The following is a 21,755-nucleotide window of genomic DNA, read 5'->3' on the forward strand; positions in this document are numbered from 1 at the left end:
CAATCCCAAATCGAAAATAGAAAATTCTTCAATCCTTCAATTCCTCAATCTAAAATCTAAAATCTAAAATCTAAAATTCCTCAATGTTTCTAATTTTCAAGCGAAAAATTTTCTAATTTTCAATTCTTCAATCCCAAATCGAAAATAGAAAATTCTTCAATCCTTCAATTCCTCAATCTAAAATCTAAAATCTAAAATCTAAAATCGAATGACTGCACTGCCCATATGTTCGTTAATTATAGTCAACTATAACGGTCTGCGCCACACGAAAGATTGCTTAAAATCTCTACAAAAACTTGCGTATCCCGAATCGCAACTCGATTTAATTGTAATTGATAATTGTTCTCAAGACGATTCCGTTAATTCCCTGCGCGAACTATTTCCCAAAGTTCGGATTTTTGTCAACTCCGCCAACAACTTTGCTAAAGCCCTCAACCTCGGCATCAGCGAAGCAAAAGGGCAATATATCGGCTTTCTAAATAACGATGCTACCCTTGACAGTCGCTGGTTAGAGATTCTTGTAAAACGGCTAGAAACTAATAAAGAAGTAGGTGCGACTAGCGGCAAATTGCTGTTTAAAGACGGGCGAATTAACAGCGCTGGCATTCAGCAATTACCTAATTTTTATTGGCAAGATGTCGGCTTTGGCGAAAAAGATGCGGGACAGTACGATACAGAACGGGAAGTCGAAGGGCTTTGTTGGGCGGCGGTGCTTTTCCGCAGGGAATGTCTGGAAGATGTCGGGCCAATAGATGAAGATTTTGTGATGTATTTTGAGGATGTAGAGTTTGCCAAACGCTGCCACAAACGCGGTTGGAAAATGCTTTATACTCCCGCCGCCATCGCCCATCACGAGTATCGGGGTTCGAGTAAAGGCAGCAAACTTACCGAGTATTTCTGCAACCGCAATCGGTTTTTGTATTTGGCAAAACATGAACCGTTGCAATTAGTCAAAGGAATTCATACTTCGGATTTTTTTACTAACAAGCAGTACGATTTGCTGTTCGAGAGTTTATTTGTAGCGATTAAAAAACTGCTAGATTATCAGAAACCAGAAATCATCGAAACAGTATTGCCACAGTTGTCGGAAAAGTTGGCGGTGATTTACAGTCGCCTGAAGATCGATCGCATTTTGTCTCGATTGCAGGTGGTTCGGGGCGATCGCAAAATGTCGATCGCCATTTACGATCACGGACTGCATTTTATTGGTGGCGGTCAAAAATACGTGGCTACCCTCGCCTCGCTGCTACAAAATGAATTTGACATTACTTTTATCGCCAACAAACCAGTTGCTGTTTCCGACTTAGAATCGTGGTACGGACTCAACCTTTCAGGATGCAAAATTAAAATTATGCCCTTGGCGTTTTACGAGAAACGCGGAATGCAGTGTATCGATTCCAGCATCATCGTGGAAGATATGGAAAATCCCTTTGATGAAATTGCCAGAGAAAGCAAAAACTACGATATTTTCATCAACGCGAACCAACTGGAAAAAGTAAAACCACTGTCGCCGATCTCAGTATTTTTCTGCCACTTTCCCAATACCTTCCGCAACCGTCACTTTGCTGTTGATGATTACACTTTCATTATTGCCAACAGTCAGTTTACCGTCAAGTGGTTGGAGAAACGCTGGAACCTACAGCCCACTTTTCTGCTTTATCCGCCCGTGGAAATGGCAACAGTTAAAGTGCCGAAAGAAAACATCATTTTAGCTGTGGGACAGTTTGAAGCTGGGGGAACAAAAAAGCAAATTGAACTAATTAAAGCTTTCCGTAGTTTGCTAGCAGATTATCCCGAAGATTTTCAAGGATGGCGACTAATTTTGGTTGGCAGCAGCATTCCAAAAAATCCTTATTTAAAGACTGTTCAGAATTTATTGAAGCAAGATTCAAGGGCGATCGAGCTAAAAGTCAATGTTGACTTCGATGAGGTAAAATCGCTTTATGCTAGAGCAAGCATATTTTGGCACGGCTGCGGTTTGGGTGAAGTCAATCCTCAAAGATTTGAGCATTTCGGGATGGCGACTGTGGAAGCAATGCACAACAGTTGTGCTCCGATTGTTTTCAACGGCGGTGGCCAACCGGAAATTGTGGAACATGGGCGATCGGGCTTTGTGTTCAATACCATTGAGGAACTTTGTCAGCATTCACATCAACTAATTGTTAATCCTGATTTGCTAGCAGAACTTCAAGCTGGTGCACAGCAACGCAGTCAGAACTTTAGACTTTCACATTTTGAAAAAAAAGTCAATAGTTTTTTTGATATTATTCATCAAGAGTATGCTACAATTCGGCTGCCAAATCCTGCCGATATAGCTCAAATGCTCGATCGAACTTAAAGGCTAATTCAAGCGTGTCTAACCCACTTTTAATCAATTTATCCTTCTTAAGTCCTGAACCAACGGGAATCGGAACTTATGCAGCTAATCTTTTCCCGCAACTGCAAAAGCTAAAACCAACATTACTGACTTCCCAGCAAATTAACCATTATACTTGCCACCAAATTCCCGAAAGTCTGACACCGAATCGCGGCCCGAAAGGACAAATTAACAGGCTGCTGTGGACTCAATTTGACTTACCTAAAATTTACAAAAAATTGCAGTCAAGCCTGATATTTTCCCCTATTCCCGAAGCACCTTTGTATTCCGGCTGTCGCTACATTGTCACAGTTCACGATTTAATTCCTTTGCGATTTCCCCGACGGTTTTCTCGATTAACAGCTTATTTTCGCTACTACATACCGCAGGTTTTGCGGCAAGCAGAACACATTATTTGCGATTCTCAAGCAACAGCGGCAGATGTTACTAACTTTTTCCAAATTCTTCCTAAAAAGATGACCGCCATTCCCCTAGCTTGCGATAATATTAATTTTAGATATCTCGACTTGCCAACCAAAAATTATTTTCTTTATACGGGTAGACACGATCCTTACAAAAACTTGGAGAGATTAATTGCTGCATTTGCGAGTTTGCCCGATCGCACAAACTACGAATTGTGGCTAGCAGGGCCTCCCAATGCCTACACACCTCAGTTGACAGCACAAGTGGAACAATTAGGTTTACAATCTTTGGTAAAGTTTCTCGGTTACGTTCCCTATTCTCAATTGCCCGTATTGATGAATCAGGCGATCGCCCTAGTTTTTCCTACACTGTGGGAAGGATTCGGCTTACCAATTTTAGAAGCAATGGCTTGCGGCACACCCGTCATCACATCCAACCTGTCATCAATGCCAGAAGTAGCCGGAGATGCCGCATTATTAGTCAATCCTTACAGCGTCGGAGAAATAGCCGAAGCCATGCAAACACTAGCAACAGATTCAAAAGTGCGATCGAACTTAAAAACTGCTAGTTTAGCCAGAACATCTCAGTTTAGTTGGCACAAAACCGGAAAAGCAACCGCCAACATCTTACAACAATACCTTTAAATCTTCCCTCTCTTCCTCTCTGCGCCCTCTGCGCCCTCTGCGGTTAAATAAAAAAAATCCCACCCAAAAACCGCACTCTACATATTATCCCATGCCCAATCCCCAATCCAACCTGCTCATCAACCTCTCCTTCCTAATTTCCAAACCAACCGGCTTAGCCATCTACGCCAAAAACCTATTTCCCCACCTAAAATCCCTCAACCCAACCTTACTAACAGCCGAAAAATTTCCCAATAACAACTGCTACCAAATCCCCGCCAACCTAACACCAGAACAAGGAACCAAAGGACACATCAACCGATTGCTGTGGACACAAACCCAACTCCCCAAAATTTACAAACAGCTAAAATCTAACCTGTTATTTTCCCCAATTCCCGAAGCTCCTCTATTTGCAGGTTGCCGCTATATAATTACAGTACATGACTTGATAGCGCTGCGATTTCCCCGCCGCTTCGATCCTCTGACACCTTACCACCGCTATTACATTCCCCAAGTGCTGCGGCAGGCTGAACACATCATTTGCGACTCGGAAGCAACTGCTAAAGATATCAATAATTTTTGCAATATTCCTACTAATTTAATTACGCCAATTTTCCCCGGATATGATACCAGTTTTTTCCGTTTTTTAGACTTGCCAACAAGCAATTATTTTCTTTATATCGGTCGCCACAATCCTTATAAAAACGTGCAGCGAGTTGTAGCAGCCTTTGCTGCTTTGCATCATAATTCCGAATACGAATTGTGGATAGCAGGTTCGGAAGACAAACGCTATACGCCGCTGCTGAAGGCACAGGTTCAAGAATTGGGATTGGTCGATCGAGTAAAATTCCTAGATTACCTCCCCGCAACCGACTTGCCCAAAGTTATCAACCAAGCGATCGCCCTGGTTTTCCCCAGTCTTTGGGAAGGATTCGGTCTCCCCGTGCTTGAAGGAATGGCCTGTGGCACTCCTGTCATCACCTCTAACCTATCTTCAATGCCCGAAGTGGCGGGGGGTGCAGCAGCATTAATCAATCCCTACAGCGTCGAGGAAATTGCCTCTGCTATGCAAGAGCTGGCAGTCGATGCCAAAGTTCGATCGCACTTGCGGGAGCTCGGTTTGGCCAGAGCAAAACAATTTAGCTGGGAAAAAACCGGTTTGGAAACTGCTGCTATTCTCGATCGATATCTTTAACGAAGGAAGTTCGGCAACGGATTCGGTAACGGATGTAACGGATGTAACGGATGTCGAGAAGAAGGAAGAGGGAAGAGGGAAGAGGGAAAAGGGAAGAAGTCAGTAGGCCGATTTAATGACCAATGCCCCATGCGCCATGCCCAATTCCCAATTCCCAATTCCCAATTCCCCCTCCCCCTGACAGCCTGAGTTAGGGACTGTAGACCCCTTTTACTTATTGATACCCAACTGATCGCCGCGCTTGTACTGCTGATAAGCAGCAAAAAACAGCCCCGCCAGAGTAACAAAGATTAGACCCAGAACAATACCTGAAAGTAGCGGTTCTACCATGAGAGCTCCTCAACGTTAAGATTTAACAACCTATTTTTAATATTACCAGCACTTACACAGATGAATTTTCCGAAAAACCCCCTTCCGGGAGTATTAGATCTTGCTCTCCCCGCTGCGAACGATTAAGCTATGTTATGAGAAATAAATTTTCTTGTAGATACTATTTTTAATTGAACTCCTTTGAATAACCAACTTGCCAGGAATGAAATTAAAAACCCGATCGAGCGACTTGCCATATTTGTGCTAGCGGTGTTGCTTGCCATCATGTTGGCAATTATCACAATACGTCAATTTCAAGTCGCCGATCCTTACGTAAAAAGCGTATTATCCCTCACGGGCAACCCGTTTCAGGGTTCCGCCATCTTTCAAATGAACTGTGCGGGGTGTCACATATCCGTTTCAGACACTCAAGTCGGGCCCAACTTGCACGGAGTGTCCGAGCGCAAATCTGAATTCGATCTGATCCGGCAAGTCACCAGCGGGCAAACCCCACCAATGCCCCAGTTTCAACCGAGTCCGCAAGAAATGGCCGACTTGCTGAAGTATCTCGAACAAATTTGACAAAAGAAGGGGAACGGAATTCGTTCCCCTTCTTTGGCAGAGCCTCGAAACCCATGCTTCGAGGCTCTGCTTTCGGGTAGTCCCTCTGTTGGGACGAGAGGCAATTGTAGGATCGGTTGCAACTGCCGAGTTTTATGTGGGGACTAAACCAGCAAGTTAAAACTCTGAGCCGATAACTGGCTCGGCTGTACGCCCCTCAGTATAGCCAAAATCTGGTCGCTGTTGGCGATTCCGATCGCCGTCGAGCCATTAGTTTCGGTCAATGACAGTTGATTGAAGTCCAAGCCTCCCACCAACCCGATCAAATCAACTCCTGCGGTGAAGTTGAAAATCGTGTCAATTCCTCCGCCCGCTGACAAGACAAAGCCATTACTGCCACTGCCGCCGACGAGGGTATCGCTGCCAATGCCGCCAAAGAGCAAGTCATCGCCGGTGTCAGCAAAAAGCAAATCATCGCCGCTGCCGCCAATTAAGGTATTGTTACCCTCGCCGCCGCAGAGAGTGTCATTGCCTTGATCGCCAAATAGCACGTCGTCGCCCGCGCCTCCCAAAATTACGTCATCGGCTTTGCCCCCGTACAATATGTCATTGCCTTCGTCGCCAGAAAGAGAGTCGTTGCCACGATTGCCATAAATCGTATCGTTACCGCGATCGCCAAAAATCAGGTCAAACCCTTTGCCACCAAAGAGAGTATCGTTATCGATGCCTCCGTAGATAGTATCGTTGGCTATATTGCCATTGATATAGTCACCGCCCCCTCGACCAAAGATCAAATCGTTGCCACCCAACCCGAAGATAGAGTCACTGCCGACACTACCCACGATCGTATCGTCGCCGTTAGGGCCGTTGCTCACACCCGCTGAAGGAGTGCCGGGCTGATTGGGAGTAGCGATCCTGGGGAAGTTCTCAGGGCAAACCAAATCTGTCGTTACAGGTGCAGGTGTCGGCGTCGTTACAGGTGCAGGCGTCGGCGTCGTTACAGGTGCAGGTGTCGGCGTCGTTACAGGTGCAGGCGTCGGCGTCGTTACAGGTGCAGGCGTCGGCGTCGTTACAGGTGCAGGCGTCGGCGTCGGTGTAGGTGGCAGTGGCGGCGTCGGAGTCGGTTCAGGTGTCGGCGTCGGCGTCGGCGCTGGGAAGTTGCCGAAGTTGATGCCGCTGACAATAGCGCCTGAAGTTAGGGTGATGTCGGCGGGTTCGGGTGTGCTTTGGGTGAACCCAGGTTGGTTGACTTCCCTGACGCGGTAGGTTCCCGGCGTTAGGTTCGCGAACAGGTAGTTGCCGCTGTTGTCTGTGGTAGTGGTAACAGGAGCAGGAGCAGTTCCAGCTACAACATTGGTTAACTGAATTTGGAAATTGGGTAAACCCGGTTCTCCAGCATCCTGAGTGGCATTGTTGTTGGTATCTTGGAACTTCAGACCTCGGATCGCCCCGGGTTGTGGCAGGAAGTTGCCGAAGTCAATGCCTGTGAGGTTATCAGAGGGATTAACCGTAACGGGGGCGGGGTTGGGGGTCGTCTGCGTCCAGCCATTTTGCTGGACTTCCCTTACCTGGTAAGTACCTGCGGGTATATCTCGGAGAGTGTAGTTGCCCGCTGCATCAGTGATGGTAGTGGGTTCGCCCTGCTGAAAGATGCCATCGGGATTGATACTGTCGAGGAATATTTGCCAGTTACCTAGCCCCAATTCTCCGGCATCCTTAAGGCCGTTGTTGTTGAGGTCATTGAATTTTTGACCGCTAATAGTGCTCGACTGGAAGTTGCCGAAGTTGATATTAGCGATGTCTTGACCGCTGGTGACAGTGATGTCATCGGGGTTGGGGGTAGTTTGCGTCCAAGTAGGTTGCAAGACTTCCCGCACCTTGTAGGTGCCGGCTGACAAATCGAGGAATTTGTAGGTGCCTGCGGCATCGGTAAGGGTGTTCGGTTCCCCAGTGTCGAGAGTGCCGTTATCGTTGGTATCGAGGAAAAATTGCCAGTTGGCAAGCCCTAGTTCCCCGGTATCTTGTACCCGGTTGTTGTTGAGGTCATTGAACTTCAGACCGCTGATGCTATTGGGCTTGAAGTTGCCGAAGTTGTTATTTTGGGAGTCGGTACCGCTAGTGACGGCGATCGTAAACGCGCCGGAAAGAGTAGGCGTGGCTGCATTGACCGGGGGTACAGTTTGCGTCCAGCCTGTTTGTGGCACTTCCCGCACTGTATAAGTGCCGGCTGGCAAGTTGGTGAACTGGTAGTTACCGGCGACATCGGTGACGGCGGCGTTAGTGCCTGTTTCGGCGGCTACTGCGTCTTGGACGCCGTTGTTGTTGGCATCCAGGTAGATTGTCCAGCCTCCTAGGGGTTCTTCTGCTGGCGCTTCTTGGATGCCATTTTTGTTGAGATCGTTAAATTTAATCCCGCTGATTTTGCCCAACTGGAAGTTGCCGAAGTCTTGAGCCGTAATGTTTGTGCCGCTGACTGGGTTAATTGGATAAAAAGTCGGGCCGGCGGTTTGTGAGAAACCAGTCGGCACGTCTTCTCTCACAAAGTGCCGACCGGAGCCGACGTTGGGAAAGGTATAAGTGCCAGGAGCTGCTGGCGCTGTTCCGGTAACTTGAGAGGCAATTTCCGCATCACCGCTATCTAAAGTGCTGTTATCGTTAGTATCCTTGAACAAGCGAACGGTAGTGCCGTTGAGGGGGGTGTCGTCAGCAGAGAAGCCGTTGCCTGTGATGTCGGTGAATTTGGTGCCACTAACGGTGATGTTTTGGAAAACGCCGAAGTTTTGACCGGTGACGGGAGTACCGCTTTGGGCACTAACGAGAATTGCGGCAGCGGGGAAAGAGATGCTGGAGTTGGCTGGGGCAGTGGCTTGTATCAGGTAATTGCCGGGGCCTATCTCCGAGAATGTGTAATCTCCTGCTCCTGCAGTGGTTTGTGCAGTGCCGACAACAGTATCTGTGCCGACTTCTAGCGTGTTGTTGTTGTTGGTGTCTTTGTATAAGTTAACGGTGATGCCGTTTAATACGGTGTCATCGGGCGTGAAGCCGTTGCCCGCGAGATCGGTGTAGGTTTTGCCTGCGATCGATGTTTTCTGGAAGTTGCCGAAATTGGCACCGGTGACATTAACAATACCCGTATTTGCCGGAGTCGGGCCGAGAGTCTGCACCCAAGCAGTCGCAGGCGTTCCAGCGGGGGGCGCTTCTGTAATCGGAGTATCTGTTTTTACGTCGCGGATGATGTAAGTGCCGTCGGCTGCGGTAGTAGCGCTCTTCGTGCCTACAGAAATCACCCAGCCCGGAAGACCTGGTTCAGTCGCCGCGGCACCTTGCAGGCTATCCCCGTTAAAGTCGTTGAATTTAACCCCTGTGATGATCGGGCCGTACTCGTAGGCGCCGATATCAACAGCAGTGCCGATCGTCCGAGGAAAGCCAGCACCCCGCTGGTCCGTCGCGCCAGCAGCAGCCGCAGCCGTGGCATCCCCAGTATCGATCGCCGGATTAGGAGTCGCAGTGCTGTCAGCCAAAGCATAAGTCACGGGAACGCCTGTAGCCTGGTTCAATCCTGGGGTAAGGGCGATGACATTTGCTAGAGGAACTGTCAGTTGCTGGGCGACAGGTAAATTGCTGCCAGTAACATTCCCGATCAAATTGTTGATACTGGTGGCGGCGAAAGAGGTCCCGAACACGTCAGGATTCGCGCCGCCAACATTACCTGCGACGATCGAATTGAGGACATTCACAGTACCGCCGTTAGTAGCAATGCCCCCGCCCACAGCAAGAGCAGGGGCAGTAGCAGTAGCAGTGTTAGCAGTAATGGTGTTGTTAGTCAGAGTTGCAGTAGCGCCGCTGTTGACAAAAATCGCCGCACCCGCGCCCTGGCCAGGTGTAGCGCCCACACCGCCAGCCGCGCCTCCGGTTGCTGTGTTGTTGAACAAAGTGCTGTTGTTCAGGGTCAAACTGCCACTATTAACAAAAATTGCCCCTCCCAAACCAGCACCGCCGCCCCCACCGGCTGGGCTGCCGGTGCCGCCCGGGGTAAAACCTCCGATAGTCGTGCTGAGTCCGCCTACTGTACCGCTGCCACCACCTCCTCCGAAGCCGCCAGCGCCGCCGTTGCCACCGGTACCGCCGCCACCTCCTCCTCCTCCGAAGCCACCAGCGCCGCCAATCCCGCCAATGCCGGCTGCACCTGCTGTGCCAGTGCCGGCGACGCCACCAGCCCCGCCTGCGCCGCCGCCGCCGCCACCTCCTCCGAAGCCACCAGCCCCGCCTGCGCCACCAGCCCCGCCGGGGCCGCCGTTAGTCCCGCCGGTACCAGCGCCGCCCGTACCGCCAGCGCCGCCGGGGCCGCCGTTAAGACCGGTACCTGGCAATCCGCCGCTGCCAGCGCCACCGTTGCCGCCCGTACCGCCGGTGCCGCCGGGGCCGCCGATGCTTTGCAACCCGGTGAGGCCAGTTTGACCGGGGCCACCTGCGGAAACGAAGGGAAACAGACCTGCAAAATCGGTGTTGCCGCCCGGGCCTGCGACTGCGGGTGCGACGGGGGGCGCGCTGCCCGGGCCGCCCGTCGCGCTGTTGCCACTAAAGGTCACGCTGTTAACTGTGACAGTGCCACTGTTGATAAATAGTGCGCCGCCCATGCCGGCTGCACCACCACCGCCACCTGTGCCGGCAGCGCCTGTAGAGATGCCGCCACTAATTGTCAGGTTGGAAAATATGACTGGGCTACCGGCGCTGTCGATGAAGAAGCCCCGGTTATTGCCGAGATTGAGGGTGAAACCTCCACCCGTAAAGGTGATGGGGGTGGAAATCCTGGGGAGAACCTGTCCGGGCCCGAAGGTGATGTTGCCGGTGATGGGAATCGTGTCTGCATTGGGCAAAGCGTTAGCCAGAGTTATCGCATCTTGCAGTTCGGCAAATGTGGCGACTAAAACTGCACTGTAAGCTTCCCTCGCCTCCGCAGAAAATGCCACAGGTGTTTCTATTTTGCCCGTAGTTACTTCGAGTTCCCAGTCTCCACCCAGTGCCGCACTGCCGGTCAAGTTATCGGAAGCTGCAATATTTGCTCCCGTGAGCTGGCTGAGCCTTTCCACGAAAGCCACACCTGCTTCTGTGGCGGCGACGTTGCAACCGTAAAGCAGAATTTCGGGTTTAGCTGTAATTGGAGAGTTAGAGTTTGCCTCGGCTGCTGGCAAAGCAAACCATGTTTCTAAATAATTGCGGTAGCTTTCAATGTTGCACAGATTTAGCTCTGTGCCTCCCAGTTGCAAGCTGGCTGCTGCGCCGTGAGACAAAATGTGGACGGCTGCAATGTTGTGCCGCTGTTTAAGTGTTTCGGCGATTTGCTCGATGCCGTCGCGATCGGCATTCAGAATAACAATTTCTGTATCGGGATTGACCGTTTCTGTTAAACTTTCGCAATCTTTAACTTGTGAATCTGCAAAAACTATCTGGTGTTTCCGTTCTTTATAGAGTTCCACGTTTAAATTCTCCTGGTACACGCACACATCAAATTCATATCACAAACCAACCGCAGCAGCGATCGATCTTTTTCCAGCGCGGATGAGAGTCGTTGGCGAAGCCCTCGAAGAGGATCGCCCCTAACTTTCACCTAAATTGAATATTGACAAAAACCTTTTTCTATGCTCCCCTGCCCTAACTGAGTTAGTTTGATTGTTGAGAAGTCTTAAAGGGGGATATTGTTCCGGCTGTTACAACAATTTTGGAAAAGACTTGCGCTGTTTATTGATACACCTGAGATGGAGAAAACACCAGATTTTATAAAAATTGTCAATCCAATAGTTAGCTGATGAGGATCAATATTGGTTAATCAAGAGTCATCAGTCACGATTATTAGCTGTAAGCTAGTATTATTTGGTAGTTGTTTGCTGCTTAATTATCGGTATGTGCGATCCTCTTCGAGGGCTTCGCTAATGACCAACCGCCATCAAATTTGTTTGTAGTGAGGAATGCAAGTCCTGTGAGTTTTATGAAGACTGGCATTCCTCACTACAAAAGTTAGAACAGTTATTTTACAAAAATAGATAGGACTGATAAATCCTGACTCATGACTAATATTTATGGACACTATTATTATACTCAATAGGTCGGGAAGAGGAAAGAAAATTTGGCGTGACCGTCCAGAATATTAACTCCTCTTCCATTTGGGGCATCCAAGGCTCACTAATTACCAAGTTTCTTCATCGGGATGATTGGAATTGCTCCAGATTTCCACATCTAAATCATTGAGATAAATCAGAGCCGTTTCAATCTGTTTACTTGTACCGTTAAGTTCTAAGTCAAACCAACCATCATCTAAAGTTTTAACACCCAACAAAGCGGCATTAAAATTCACCGTCAAACCGTATTCAGAAATCAGGTTAGAGATCACAGGTTCCTGATGGTATTCTTTAGGAACACGAATGCGAATGCGGGTTTGAGTTGGTCTGCTGTCACCACTATCAGAGTGGGGAATATCTGATTCGTGGGTTCTGTGAAAATCGCCGATCGCCTCAAATTCCGATTCGCTAGTATTGTTAGCTAACATTTGGGACTCCTAATTTTTGTTTCAGTTTACACTTTGCACCAATATCTTGTAGAATGGGTCGCTGTGAGATTTTCGAGCTTCCAACCAGATTGTCGATAGCGCCGCATTTTACTAATGACTCGTTTGAGGGATGATGTTCCCAGCGCGCACCCTAATGACTAATGACTAATGACTAATGACTAATGACTATTCTGCAACTTCTTTGATCCTAGTTTTTCGTTCTAAAATCTCCTTAAGCACGAGGGTAACAACTGCTAAAAGACCGAGAACTACCGCCGCCGAAAATGCGGCTTGCGTCGCGTACTGTTTGTAAGCATCCTCTACAAACAAAGGCAAAGTTTGCGTTTTTTTAGCAATATTTCCCGACACCACAGAGACGGCTCCAAATTCTCCCATTGCTCTAGCATTGGTCAAAATTACTCCGTAAAGCAATCCCCAGCGAATACTCGGAAGCGTGACATTCCAGAAAATTTGCCAGTCATTTGCTCCCAAAGTTTTCGCCGCCTCTTCTTGATCAGTTCCCACTTCTTCCAAAACAGGAATTACTTCGCGCGCCACAAAAGGCAAGGTAACAAAGGCAGTAGCTAGCACCATTCCAGGGAAGGCAAAAATAACCCTGATATTGGCCGCCTCCAGCCATGGCCCGAACCATCCCACTCGACCGTAAAGCAGTACAATCATTAAACCTGCAACTACGGGAGAGATGGCAAAAGGCACGTCTAAAAGGCTGATTAATAGCGTGCGGCCCCGAAATTTATTGCGACCAATTACCCAGGCTGCACACAAACCGAATACTGTATTTATAGGCACAACTATCAGAGAAATTACCAGGGTAAGTTGCGCTGCGTGCAGAAAATCCGGCGAAGTTAAGTTAGACAAAAATGGCTCAAATCCCTTTCTGAAAGCTTGATAAAAAACGTTGAGAGTGGGGATAAATAAGACCAGAGCGAGATAGCCGATCGCAATTCCGATCAAAGTTGGTTTTACCCAAGCTTTTTCCTGACTCCGGCTAGAACCACTGGGCGGAAATTTGTAACCAGCGGGTGAATTGATATTAGCCGTCATAGCGTCTTCTCCATGCTTGTAATAGATTTATGGCGAACAGCATTGCCAGGGAAATAGCTAACATGAAAGTGCCAATAACTGTTGCTCCTGCATAGTCGTACTGTTCCAACCTTTGGAAAATTAAAACTGGCGCGATCAAATCTTTGAACGGTATGTTAGAAGCTACAATTACAGTAGATCCGTACTCGCCAACCGCTCGCGAAAAGCCAAGTGCTACTCCGGTCAAAATAGACGGAAATAGTGGCGGCAAAACTACTCGCCAGAAGGTTTCAAATTGAGAAGCCCCTAAGCACCAAGCTGCTTCTTCGATATCTTTTTCCATTTCGTTTAAAACTGGCTGTACGGTTCTAACGATAAATGGCAAAGAAATAAATATCATCGCTATACCTACGCCCAATCGAGTAAACGATATCTTGATTCCCAAAGGTGCAAAAAGCGAACCAATCCAGCCGTTATCGCTGTAAACAGTGGCGAGAGTTAAACCTGCGACCGAGGTGGGCAGTGCAAAAGGCAAATCGACGATTGCATCGACAATCCGTTTTAAGGGAAAGTCGTAGCGGACTAATACCCAGGCAATTAATGTGCCGAATACTCCGTTAATTAATGCCGCAATTAATGCCGTAAAGAAGGTGACATCGTAGGCGGAAAGGGCGATCGGACTGGTGGCAATTGCCCAAAATTCGGCGGGGTTGGCTGTGCTGGCTTTCAGCAGCATTGCTGCAACTGGGAGCAATAGCATTAAGCTGAGGTAGCCTAGGGTGATTCCCCAAGGTAATGTGATTTTGCCGATCGCCCTTTTGATATTTTCGATCGGAGATTGAGGGTTACTGATTGCAGATGATTCAGCCATAAGTCAATAGTTTTGAGTTGGAAAGAATAATTGCGCTCCGGGGCGGGTTTTACCAAAAATAATTGCCTAAAACCAATCATCTCGTAAACCCGCCCCGGCCACTACTATCTAATTGAACCTTGGATTTTGTCAAAAACAGCTCCGTCATCGAAGAATTTCTGCTGAATATCTCCCCAACCTCCTAAGTCTTGAGCTGTAAAGAGGGTTTTGATGGGGGGATATTTTTGGGCAAATTCCGGTTCCGCCGCTACTGTCGCATCTACTGGGCGGAAGCCTGCTTTAGCAAATTCTCGCTGAGCTTCCGGGGTGTACAGAAATTTGACAAATGCTTCGGCGACTTCGCGAGTCCCGTGTTTATCAACGTTTTTATCGACAATGGCAATCGGATTATCGATCGAAACATTGACTTCTGGAATAGTATAAGTTGGTTTTTCGCCTTTCTCACCAGCCAGAATAATCTCGTTTTCGTAGTTAATTAAGGCATCGCCTTGGCCTTGTTTGAAAAATACGTCGGTGGCTTCGCGGGCGTCTTTAGTCAGAATCGGGACGTTTTTGTAGACTTTGCTAGTAAAGTCTAATGCTTTCGTTTCGTCTCCTCCGGTTTTAACAACCGAGCCCCAAAGTGCGAGGAAATTCCAACGGGCAACGCCTGATGTTTTGGGATCGGCAGTAATCACTTTTACTCCGTCTTTGCTTAAATCTTCCCAGGTTTTGATGCCTTTGGGATTGCCTTCGCGGGTAACTATTGCTCCTACGGATTTGCTGACTATGCCTTCGTTGGGAACTTCTTTTTCCCACCCAGGTTGAATTAGTCCGGCTTTTTCGATTTTTGCAGTGTCGAGGGCTAGGGCTAGGTGTACGATGTCTGCTTCTAAACCGTCAATTACTGCGCGAGTTTGGGAACCGGAACCGCCGTAGCTTTGGTTGAAAGTGACGGTTTGGCCTTTTTCTTTTTGCCATTGTTCTACGAATTTGGGAATTATGGCTTCGTGCGCGGCTTTGGTGACGGCGAAGGATACTAGGGTTAATTCTACGTTGCCTTTGTTAGCTGCTGGGGTAGCACTGCCTGGAGTGGCTGCGGGGTTGTTGGTGCTTCCCTGGCTGCAGGATGCAACGGCCAGACTTAAAGTTATTCCCACTAAAAATAGCGATACAAATCTTCTCATGGCAGTAAATGATTGATTTGTGCTGGCTGATCGCTGTTGCGGCCAGTAAAGGTGTTGAGTTAGGCGTTGCCACGGGCTCATTATATTTGTTCCTCTAGATAAACTACGGTTATTGGGTAGGAATACCGTAATTATGGTTGTGAAGTACGATTATAGACAAGAGCGAGTCAAAAGGCAACAAAAAAAACAAATTGGGGAAACTCAGGGTCGATCGCATATCCTGAAGTCTTTTCCGTCGGTGCTTTGGATTCAGATTCGGGGTAAAATGTAAAGTGTATAAATACTCTTATTGAGTTAAGGTGCTAAGCTGGCGCGGCTGCACGATTCGCCTTATAGATAAGTAGTAGGACACAATTAATTACACAACACTCTTGGCTACAAGCCTTGTCTAGTAAAGAATCAGCAAAGAATCAGTGTGTAATTAATTCTGTTCAATTACTTACGTTGACCGATCGCCCAAATGTAGGGCTCATGCCAAGATCCCCCGCCCCATCGAGATATGCCTGAGCGAAAGCATCCAGGATACAAGCCCCCGGATTCATCCGTCCAGAAATAAAAAACCTGTATCCGATAAACTTGCCCCCGAATTTATCCGTGGGGTCAATGCTTCAATTCTTTAATCTAAAATCTAAAATCTAAAATCTAAAATCGATTGACTCGCGCGATCGCCCTTAAACTAAGAAAAAGTTTTAACTGGTATGTCCCTACCCCGCCCCGTCTCAGACACCCTAATTGAACTGTTGAAGCCTGTAGCCTCTGAATTGGGAGAAAGATTGGGGGCAAACGCTGTCAGCGAACGCTATGCAGAAATTGAGCCATCGGGTTCTTCAGCTTTGAACCAGCAAATCAAAAAAGACCCCCGCTGGATTAAAGCACAAATGAGATATTTGCAGCGGCAGCAGGCCAGAGAACAAGAATTAATCGCGATCGCCGACGCAGAAGAAAGGGTAAAGGAAGAACGGGCTAATCGAATTAAGGCACAAGAAGTAAGAGATAAGCGAGCCATTAGTCGGCTTTGCCGCGACTTAATGCGGGAGTTTCAATCAGAAGCAATTCGAGTTAAGCTGAGCGAAATTCAAACAATTTGGGACAGGGACAACTGGTTTTCTAATTTGAGCAGGCAGGAAACTGAACAGATTTTGCAGCAGCAGCAGCACCGATTGCTGCTGTTAGTTGCTCCCGCAAAAATTAGCCAAGATTGCCCCGATTCGTTTCGCCACAATCTGAATATCGAGCTGCCGGCTAAGTTAAGAGCTTTTTTGAACCAGCACTACCCCCCGCACGGAGATTTGTGCCCGGTTCAGTTTTACGGAGACTATTTCAAAAAATCCATTTCTGATATTGATGTGGAGCGGTTGCAGACTGTGTTGTCTCCCGTACCGACAGCTATACTGTACAGCGATATCAGCGATTATGAAGTTAATTTTCATGTTGGTTTTTGGGGAGTCATCAATCAGAGCGTTTCTCTAGTGGCGATGCAGCCTTGGAATTGGGAAGAGGTTTATCACCAGTTGGAGGCGGAGGGGAAAGACAAAAAGCTGAGCCTGCGGATTATTCGGCAAATAATTGTGACTATTCACAAGTTATTGGCTGCTTTTTTAGCGGATTTGTATTATTTAAATATCGATTTTACTCACGAACCTCAGTTATTTAAATTACAGGCTGAATTTGCTCAGGAATGGTTTTCTAAAGACTGGGCCCAACCCTATATTGAAACTCTTAAAGAAATTCAGGAGCAGCAGCGAATAGTCTATAAGGGAGAGATGCGGCGGCTGGCGCTGCGAGAGGCGAAAGCTAGGGCGGAACGCCAGCGTTTGGAGGAGGCTGAACTCAAACGCAGAGAGGAAGCTGAGGCAGCAGCTAAGCGGGTGAAGGAATTAGCTCATAAATTAAAACATCAGAAATGGCGGTGTGTATTTACGCTGCCGGGACATTCATCGTTTGTGAATTCTCTGGCGATTAGCCCTGACGGCAAAATTTTGGCTAGCGGTAGTTGGGATAAAACTATTAAGATTTGGAATTTAGAAACAACGGAATTAATTGGCACTCTGACGGGACATTCCGATCGCGTAAATTCGGTTGCTATTAGCTATGACGGAAAAATGTTGGTCAGTGGCAGTTCGGACGAAACAATTAAGTTTTGGAATTTGCACAACGGCGATTTGCTGTGTACTTTTCCGGGACATTCTATGGAGGTGAATTCGGTGGCGATTAACCCGAAGCGCCTGGTAATTGCTAGCTGCGGCGGGGCTGATAATACGATTAAGCTGTGGAATTTGCGGAGTGGTGAGTTGCTGCGGACTTTGAAGGGTCATTCTGACAATGTGAATGCGGTGGTTTTTAGCCCGGACGGTAAAATATTGGCGAGTGGCAGTTCGGATGCGACGAGTAAGGTTTGGGATGTGGAAAGCGGCAAGTTGCTGCGGACTCTTTCGGGGTTGAATGTTGGGGTGAATTCTGTGGCGATCGCGCCGGATGGTCAGATTCTTGCTAGCGTCAGCAATGATTATACGATTAAGCTGCGAAATTTGCATACGGGCAGTTTGTTGCGGATTTTAAATACTAATTCTGGGAGGGGAAAGGGTGTACCGAATTTAGGAACGAATGAGGCCCTGCATATTTTGAAGAATTATGTGAGTCGGGGCGAGTCGGTTGCTATCAGTGGGGACGGTTTGACTTTGGCTAGCGGGTGCGATGATAATACGATTAATATTTGGAATTTGCAGACCGGGGAATTGTTGACCAGTCTTAAGGGACATTCGGGTACGGTGTACTCGGTGGCGATCGCACCTTCGGGCAATTTGCTCGCCAGCGGCAGTGCGGATCAGACGATTAAGATTTGGCGCTGCGATTAGTTAATTGGCACTGGGCTGTGGGCAGCGGGCAGACAATTCCGGTTTGGCCTTACGGGGAGGGGTTTTGAGCGAATTTGAAAAAAAAGTTGGCTGGGGGGGTTGCGCTAATGACTATAAGTTTGCTATATTAATTTTCACTGCTGGTGTAACTCAGTTGGTAGAGTAGCTGATTTGTAATCAGCCTGTCGCAGGTTCAAATCCTGTCACCAGCTTTATTAGTATAATTTTGATAGATATAACATAACTATCTACAAATCATAAGCTCTATGTTGACGATCGAGCAAATTGAAGCCGCTATCCTGGATCTACCACCAGATAAGTTTCATCAACTTTTGGAATGGTTTCTTGAGTTGGATTATCGGCGTTGGGACGATCAGTTAGAACAAGATATTGCTGGCGGTAAGTTGGAAGATTTAGCCCAGGAGGCGATCGCAGATTTTGAGGCGGGGCGCTATCGGGAAATTTGATGCACTACACGACTCGTCGATTTTGGGAATGCTACAACGCTTTACCTGAAACAGTAAAGCTTTCAGCCGATCGATGTTACGAATTACTCAAAGCCGATCCAACTCATCCATCGCTGCATTTCAAAAAAGTCGGCAAGTATTGGTCAGTCAGAGCCGGACAAGACTACCGAGCTTTGGGTATAGGGATTGAGCAGGGTATTTTGTGGTTTTGGATCGGCGCGCACGCAGAGTACGATCGGCTTATAGGCTAACAGTAACATCAATTTTACCTAACGCAGCGCAGGCTTTTTTCAACCATTCAATTGCTGCTGCATCAAGTACGGGTTCCAGTTTCTCGACTACGGAAGCATGATAATTATTCAACCATGCGAGTTGAGTCTTTGACAGTCGATCGACATTTATTAATTTGCGCTCAAACGGAATATACGTCAGCGATTCAAATCCGTACCAAACGGTACCGTTTTTGGATGGCATTTCCCTGACAACATAGAGATTTTCGATGCGAATTCCGCCCCATCCTGGTTCGTAATATCCCGGTTCGATGCTCGTTACCATTCCCGCTTCCAGGGGATACTGCACAGATTTGCTGATGCCGTTTGGCCCTTCGTGACCGGCTAAAAACGCGCCGACTCCGTGCCCTGTACCGTGTCCGTAGTCTAGCTGTTCTTGCCATAATACCGCACGGGCGATCGCATCTAATTGCGCTCCCGTTGTTCCTTTGGGGAATTGCTGCATTGCACAGTTGATGTGCGCGATTAAGACTGTTGTGTAGTGTTCTATTTGTAGCGCCGTCGGTTCTCCAATACTTATTGTTCTCGTATCGTCGGTTGTACCTGCTAAATATTGCGCTCCTGAGTCCAATAACAGCAGTTCCCCCGGTTTTAACGTTATTTCTGGGCTGGGGGTTCCGTAATGTACGATCGAGCTATTGGCTCCCGCACCGGCGATCGTTCTAAAAGTTAAAGTCTGAAAATCTGTTTCTTCTTGGTAAAAATGTTCGATGCTTTCTTTGACATCAAACTCTGTCACTACCTTACCATTTTCTAGCTGTTCTGTCAACCACTTTAAAGCCAAAGTTTTCGCTCGACTTGCTTTAAAATTGGCTGATTTCATCTGCTCAATTTCTACGGGATTTTTGCGAGCTTTCATCCCTTCTACCGGATGTGCATTAAAAACTATTTCGATGTTGTAAAACTGTGCTTCTTGATGGTTTAATATTAACTGGTACGTGCCTGCTGTGCTGTGTTTCGGGTCTAAAAGTACCCGAACTTTATGTGGCAAATTTACGCAAGTTTCTAATGTATGCGGATAGTCTGCGTAGGGAAGCAAAGTTACATCCGCCCGCAATTCTTGCTTGATTTCGGGGGAAATTCGTTCAGGATTTGTAAACAAAAACGCTGAATCTGTTGTGACAATGGCATAGGAGATGAAAATGGGAATGTGGGGAATATCCGAGCCTCGGAGATTGAACAGCCACGCTATTTGATTCAGGTTGGTAATCGGAAGTACATCGATGTTGGCTTTTTGCATCGCTTCCCTGACTCTGGCTAATTTTTCGGCCGCGGTTTCTCCTGTCAGGGATACAGGTAAGCTAAATATGGGCTCTGCATCAATCGCGGGTAAAGTCTCTGCTGTTTGCCAAGGAGTTTGCGATCGCACTTTGTCTGTCAAATTCTCCCGGATTGGTATGAGTTCAATCTCCGCAGTGGCAAATTTTTTTACCCAATTTTGATATTGCTCTGTCGCTACAGTAAATGGGTCAAAACCCATGCGAATTTTCCTTGATTTTTCTGCCGATTCTACAGCCAGTTTTTCTAAAGTTTCAATCAAGGTTAAATTTCCTTCTAAGCCGAGTTTCGATATTTGAATAATTCCAGTATCGACTTGTAATTCGGCTTGTTCGTAGTAGCGGGAATCCACAAACAACCAAGCGGAATCTTTGTCAACCAACAAATCGCCAGCGGAACCCGTAAAACCGCACATCCAAGCTCGTCGCTGCTTGGCTGCTGGAACTGATAAATTTAAATGTTCGTCAACCGCTGGGATGTAATAGCAATCTAATTCGTAATCTGCCATCAAATCACGCAAGTCTGCCAGTTTGGCAGCGGAGGTATCTTGAATATTTGTATTTGCTTTCAAGTTCGTGGCAACCATTTTTAAATTTCCTATTTTACTTGTTTAAAATTGTCTTCAAACCTTTAACTAATCTCCTAATACCTGCGGTGGCGGTTGATTTCTCCAAAGCACCATAAGCAACGCGCAAATAGCAGCCGTTATCCATGCCGAAGGTTGTACCGGGAAGCACTGCTACGCGATATTCGCGAATTAATTTTTCTACTAATTCCATTGTATCGAGTTCAGTATCAACTTTCAAGAAAAAGTAAAATGCTCCGCAGGCTGGGGAAATGGTACACAAATTTTGGATGGTATTGAGTTCGTCTAATACGAGTTGGCGCACAGATGCGATCGCCGTTACATAATTATCGCAGTAACCTCTACCAACTTGCAAGGCTCCCAGGGCTGCATACTGAGAAATTACGGGCGGACAAATTAAGATGGTATCTTGAATCTTTCTCACAGAAACGAGCAAGTGTTCTGGTATTACCATATACCCGATGCGCCAACTCGCAAAACCGTAGGCTTTGGAGAGGCTAAATAGAGAAATTGTATGTTCGCTGCTATTGGGAAAAGCGGCGGGCGAACAGTGTTTTACGCCGTTATAAGTAAAATATTCGTAAGCTTCATCGCTGATGTGATAGATGTTGTGCTGGCGACAAATTTCGTTAACTTCCCGGAGTGCTTCGACCGAATAAACAACACCAGTGGGATTATTTGGTGAAATGGTAACTATGGCTCGCGTTTTGTCAGTAATTGCTTTTTTTATAGCATCGATATTAAGTTGATAGTTGGCGTCTGTTTCTACTATCACTGGTCGGCAATTTGCCATGATTGCAGCCATTTCGTGGTTGAAGTAATAAGGTGATTGGATAATAACTTCGTCTCCCGCCGAGGTGATAGCGAGAAGGGCGTTGGTAAATCCCATGTTACTGCCGGCGGTAACAACAATGCAGTTTTTGCTATTAATTTCTATGCCGTTATCGGTTTTTAGTTTGGCTGCGATTGCATCCTGTAATTGTGGAATTCCTTCCACGGCTTTGTATTTGTGATTGTCGGGATTTGCGAAAAATTCCGGGATTTTATCAAATGATTCTTGTGGCGGATTGTAGTAAACTACGCCTTGTCCTAATGATATCGTTCCCGGATTTTGGCGAATCAGTTCGCCAACTACTGGAATTATGGGCGACTGTACCGATTGCATTCGAGTCGCGTGATTTTTCATC

At 47.2% G+C, this 21,755-nt stretch carries 15 protein-coding genes and 1 tRNA gene; 8 read left to right on the forward strand and 8 right to left on the reverse strand.

Going from position 1 to position 21,755, the window contains the following annotated elements; genetic code table 11:
• The first annotated feature begins 208 nt into the window (after nucleotides 1-208).
• From QT979_RS14070 to QT979_RS14080, 3 genes are all read left to right on the forward strand, one after another.
• Complete coding sequence (locus QT979_RS14070; protein WP_333310634.1) at nucleotides 209-2,338, forward strand: glycosyltransferase; 2,130 nt, start codon at nucleotides 209-211, stop codon at nucleotides 2,336-2,338.
• Nucleotides 2,339-2,352: 14 nt separating this feature from the next.
• Nucleotides 2,353-3,423, forward strand: coding sequence for a glycosyltransferase family 1 protein (locus QT979_RS14075; RefSeq protein ID WP_333310636.1), 1,071 nt, complete (start codon nucleotides 2,353-2,355; stop codon nucleotides 3,421-3,423).
• A gap of 91 nt (nucleotides 3,424-3,514) precedes the next feature.
• On the forward strand, nucleotides 3,515-4,597 hold the full coding sequence (locus QT979_RS14080) for a glycosyltransferase family 1 protein (RefSeq protein WP_333310638.1): 1,083 nt from the start codon (nucleotides 3,515-3,517) through the stop codon (nucleotides 4,595-4,597).
• 210 nt (nucleotides 4,598-4,807) lie between these two features.
• On the opposite strand, the gene petG is transcribed toward QT979_RS14080, so the two are convergent.
• On the reverse strand, nucleotides 4,808-4,927 hold the full coding sequence (gene petG, locus QT979_RS14085; RefSeq protein WP_006632329.1) for a cytochrome b6-f complex subunit V: 120 nt from the start codon (nucleotides 4,925-4,927) through the stop codon (nucleotides 4,808-4,810).
• Nucleotides 4,928-5,107: 180 nt separating this feature from the next.
• On the opposite strand from petG, the gene QT979_RS14090 reads away from it, so the two are divergent.
• Entirely contained in the window at nucleotides 5,108-5,488 is a 381-nt protein-coding gene (locus QT979_RS14090; RefSeq protein ID WP_333210554.1) for a cytochrome c, read from the forward strand.
• 143 nt (nucleotides 5,489-5,631) lie between these two features.
• Here the strand turns inward: QT979_RS14090 and QT979_RS14095 are convergent, their stop codons facing one another.
• The 5 genes from QT979_RS14095 to QT979_RS14115 form a co-directional block, all read right to left on the reverse strand.
• On the reverse strand, nucleotides 5,632-10,944 hold the full coding sequence (locus tag QT979_RS14095; RefSeq protein WP_333310640.1) for a DUF4347 domain-containing protein: 5,313 nt from the start codon (nucleotides 10,942-10,944) through the stop codon (nucleotides 5,632-5,634).
• Nucleotides 10,945-11,651: 707 nt separating this feature from the next.
• On the reverse strand, nucleotides 11,652-12,011 hold the full coding sequence (locus tag QT979_RS14100) for an NIL domain-containing protein (RefSeq protein WP_333210550.1): 360 nt from the start codon (nucleotides 12,009-12,011) through the stop codon (nucleotides 11,652-11,654).
• A gap of 186 nt (nucleotides 12,012-12,197) precedes the next feature.
• Nucleotides 12,198-13,076, reverse strand: coding sequence for a sulfate ABC transporter permease subunit CysW (cysW, locus tag QT979_RS14105; RefSeq protein ID WP_333210548.1), 879 nt, complete (start codon nucleotides 13,074-13,076; stop codon nucleotides 12,198-12,200).
• Nucleotides 13,066-13,926, reverse strand: a complete 861-nt coding sequence (cysT, locus tag QT979_RS14110) for a sulfate ABC transporter permease subunit CysT (protein ID WP_333310642.1) — start codon at nucleotides 13,924-13,926, stop codon at nucleotides 13,066-13,068. Before cysT ends, cysW begins: the two co-directional genes overlap by 11 nt.
• Before the next feature lie 104 nt (nucleotides 13,927-14,030).
• Nucleotides 14,031-15,173, reverse strand: coding sequence for a sulfate ABC transporter substrate-binding protein (locus tag QT979_RS14115; RefSeq protein ID WP_333310644.1), 1,143 nt, complete (start codon nucleotides 15,171-15,173; stop codon nucleotides 14,031-14,033).
• A gap of 617 nt (nucleotides 15,174-15,790) precedes the next feature.
• Here QT979_RS14115 and QT979_RS14120 point away from each other — a divergent pair.
• The 4 genes from QT979_RS14120 to QT979_RS14135 all read left to right on the forward strand — a co-directional run bounded on the left by QT979_RS14120 (nucleotide 15,791) and on the right by QT979_RS14135 (nucleotide 18,665).
• Nucleotides 15,791-17,947 carry a WD40 domain-containing protein gene (locus QT979_RS14120; RefSeq protein ID WP_333310645.1) on the forward strand — a complete coding sequence of 719 codons (2,157 nt, stop codon included), beginning with the start codon at nucleotides 15,791-15,793 and terminating at the stop codon, nucleotides 17,945-17,947.
• A gap of 139 nt (nucleotides 17,948-18,086) precedes the next feature.
• Nucleotides 18,087-18,159: transfer RNA gene (locus QT979_RS14125), tRNA-Thr, on the forward strand.
• A gap of 54 nt (nucleotides 18,160-18,213) precedes the next feature.
• The gene (locus tag QT979_RS14130) at nucleotides 18,214-18,414 is read left to right on the forward strand and encodes a hypothetical protein (RefSeq protein WP_333161670.1); all 201 of its coding nucleotides are present in this window, start codon (nucleotides 18,214-18,216) and stop codon (nucleotides 18,412-18,414) included.
• Nucleotides 18,414-18,665 (forward strand): hypothetical protein, encoded by a 252-nt coding sequence (locus QT979_RS14135; protein WP_333103119.1) that lies wholly within the window; start codon nucleotides 18,414-18,416, stop codon nucleotides 18,663-18,665. Before QT979_RS14130 ends, QT979_RS14135 begins: the two co-directional genes overlap by 1 nt.
• Here QT979_RS14135 and QT979_RS14140 read toward each other — a convergent pair.
• Both QT979_RS14140 and QT979_RS14145 read right to left on the reverse strand, forming a co-directional pair.
• Nucleotides 18,655-20,568: an aminopeptidase P family protein gene (locus tag QT979_RS14140; protein WP_333310647.1), complete on the reverse strand. Its 1,914-nt coding sequence runs from the start codon at nucleotides 20,566-20,568 to the stop codon at nucleotides 18,655-18,657. The genes QT979_RS14135 and QT979_RS14140 overlap by 11 nt on opposite strands.
• Before the next feature lie 16 nt (nucleotides 20,569-20,584).
• A complete protein-coding gene (locus QT979_RS14145; protein ID WP_333310695.1) occupies nucleotides 20,585-21,754 on the reverse strand; it encodes a pyridoxal phosphate-dependent aminotransferase in 1,170 nt (389 codons plus the stop codon).
• Nucleotide 21,755 lies beyond the last annotated feature (1 nt).

Source organism: Microcoleus sp. w2-18bC1 (assembly GCF_036700365.1).
In the GTDB taxonomy this organism is placed as follows: domain Bacteria; phylum Cyanobacteriota; class Cyanobacteriia; order Cyanobacteriales; family Microcoleaceae; genus Microcoleus.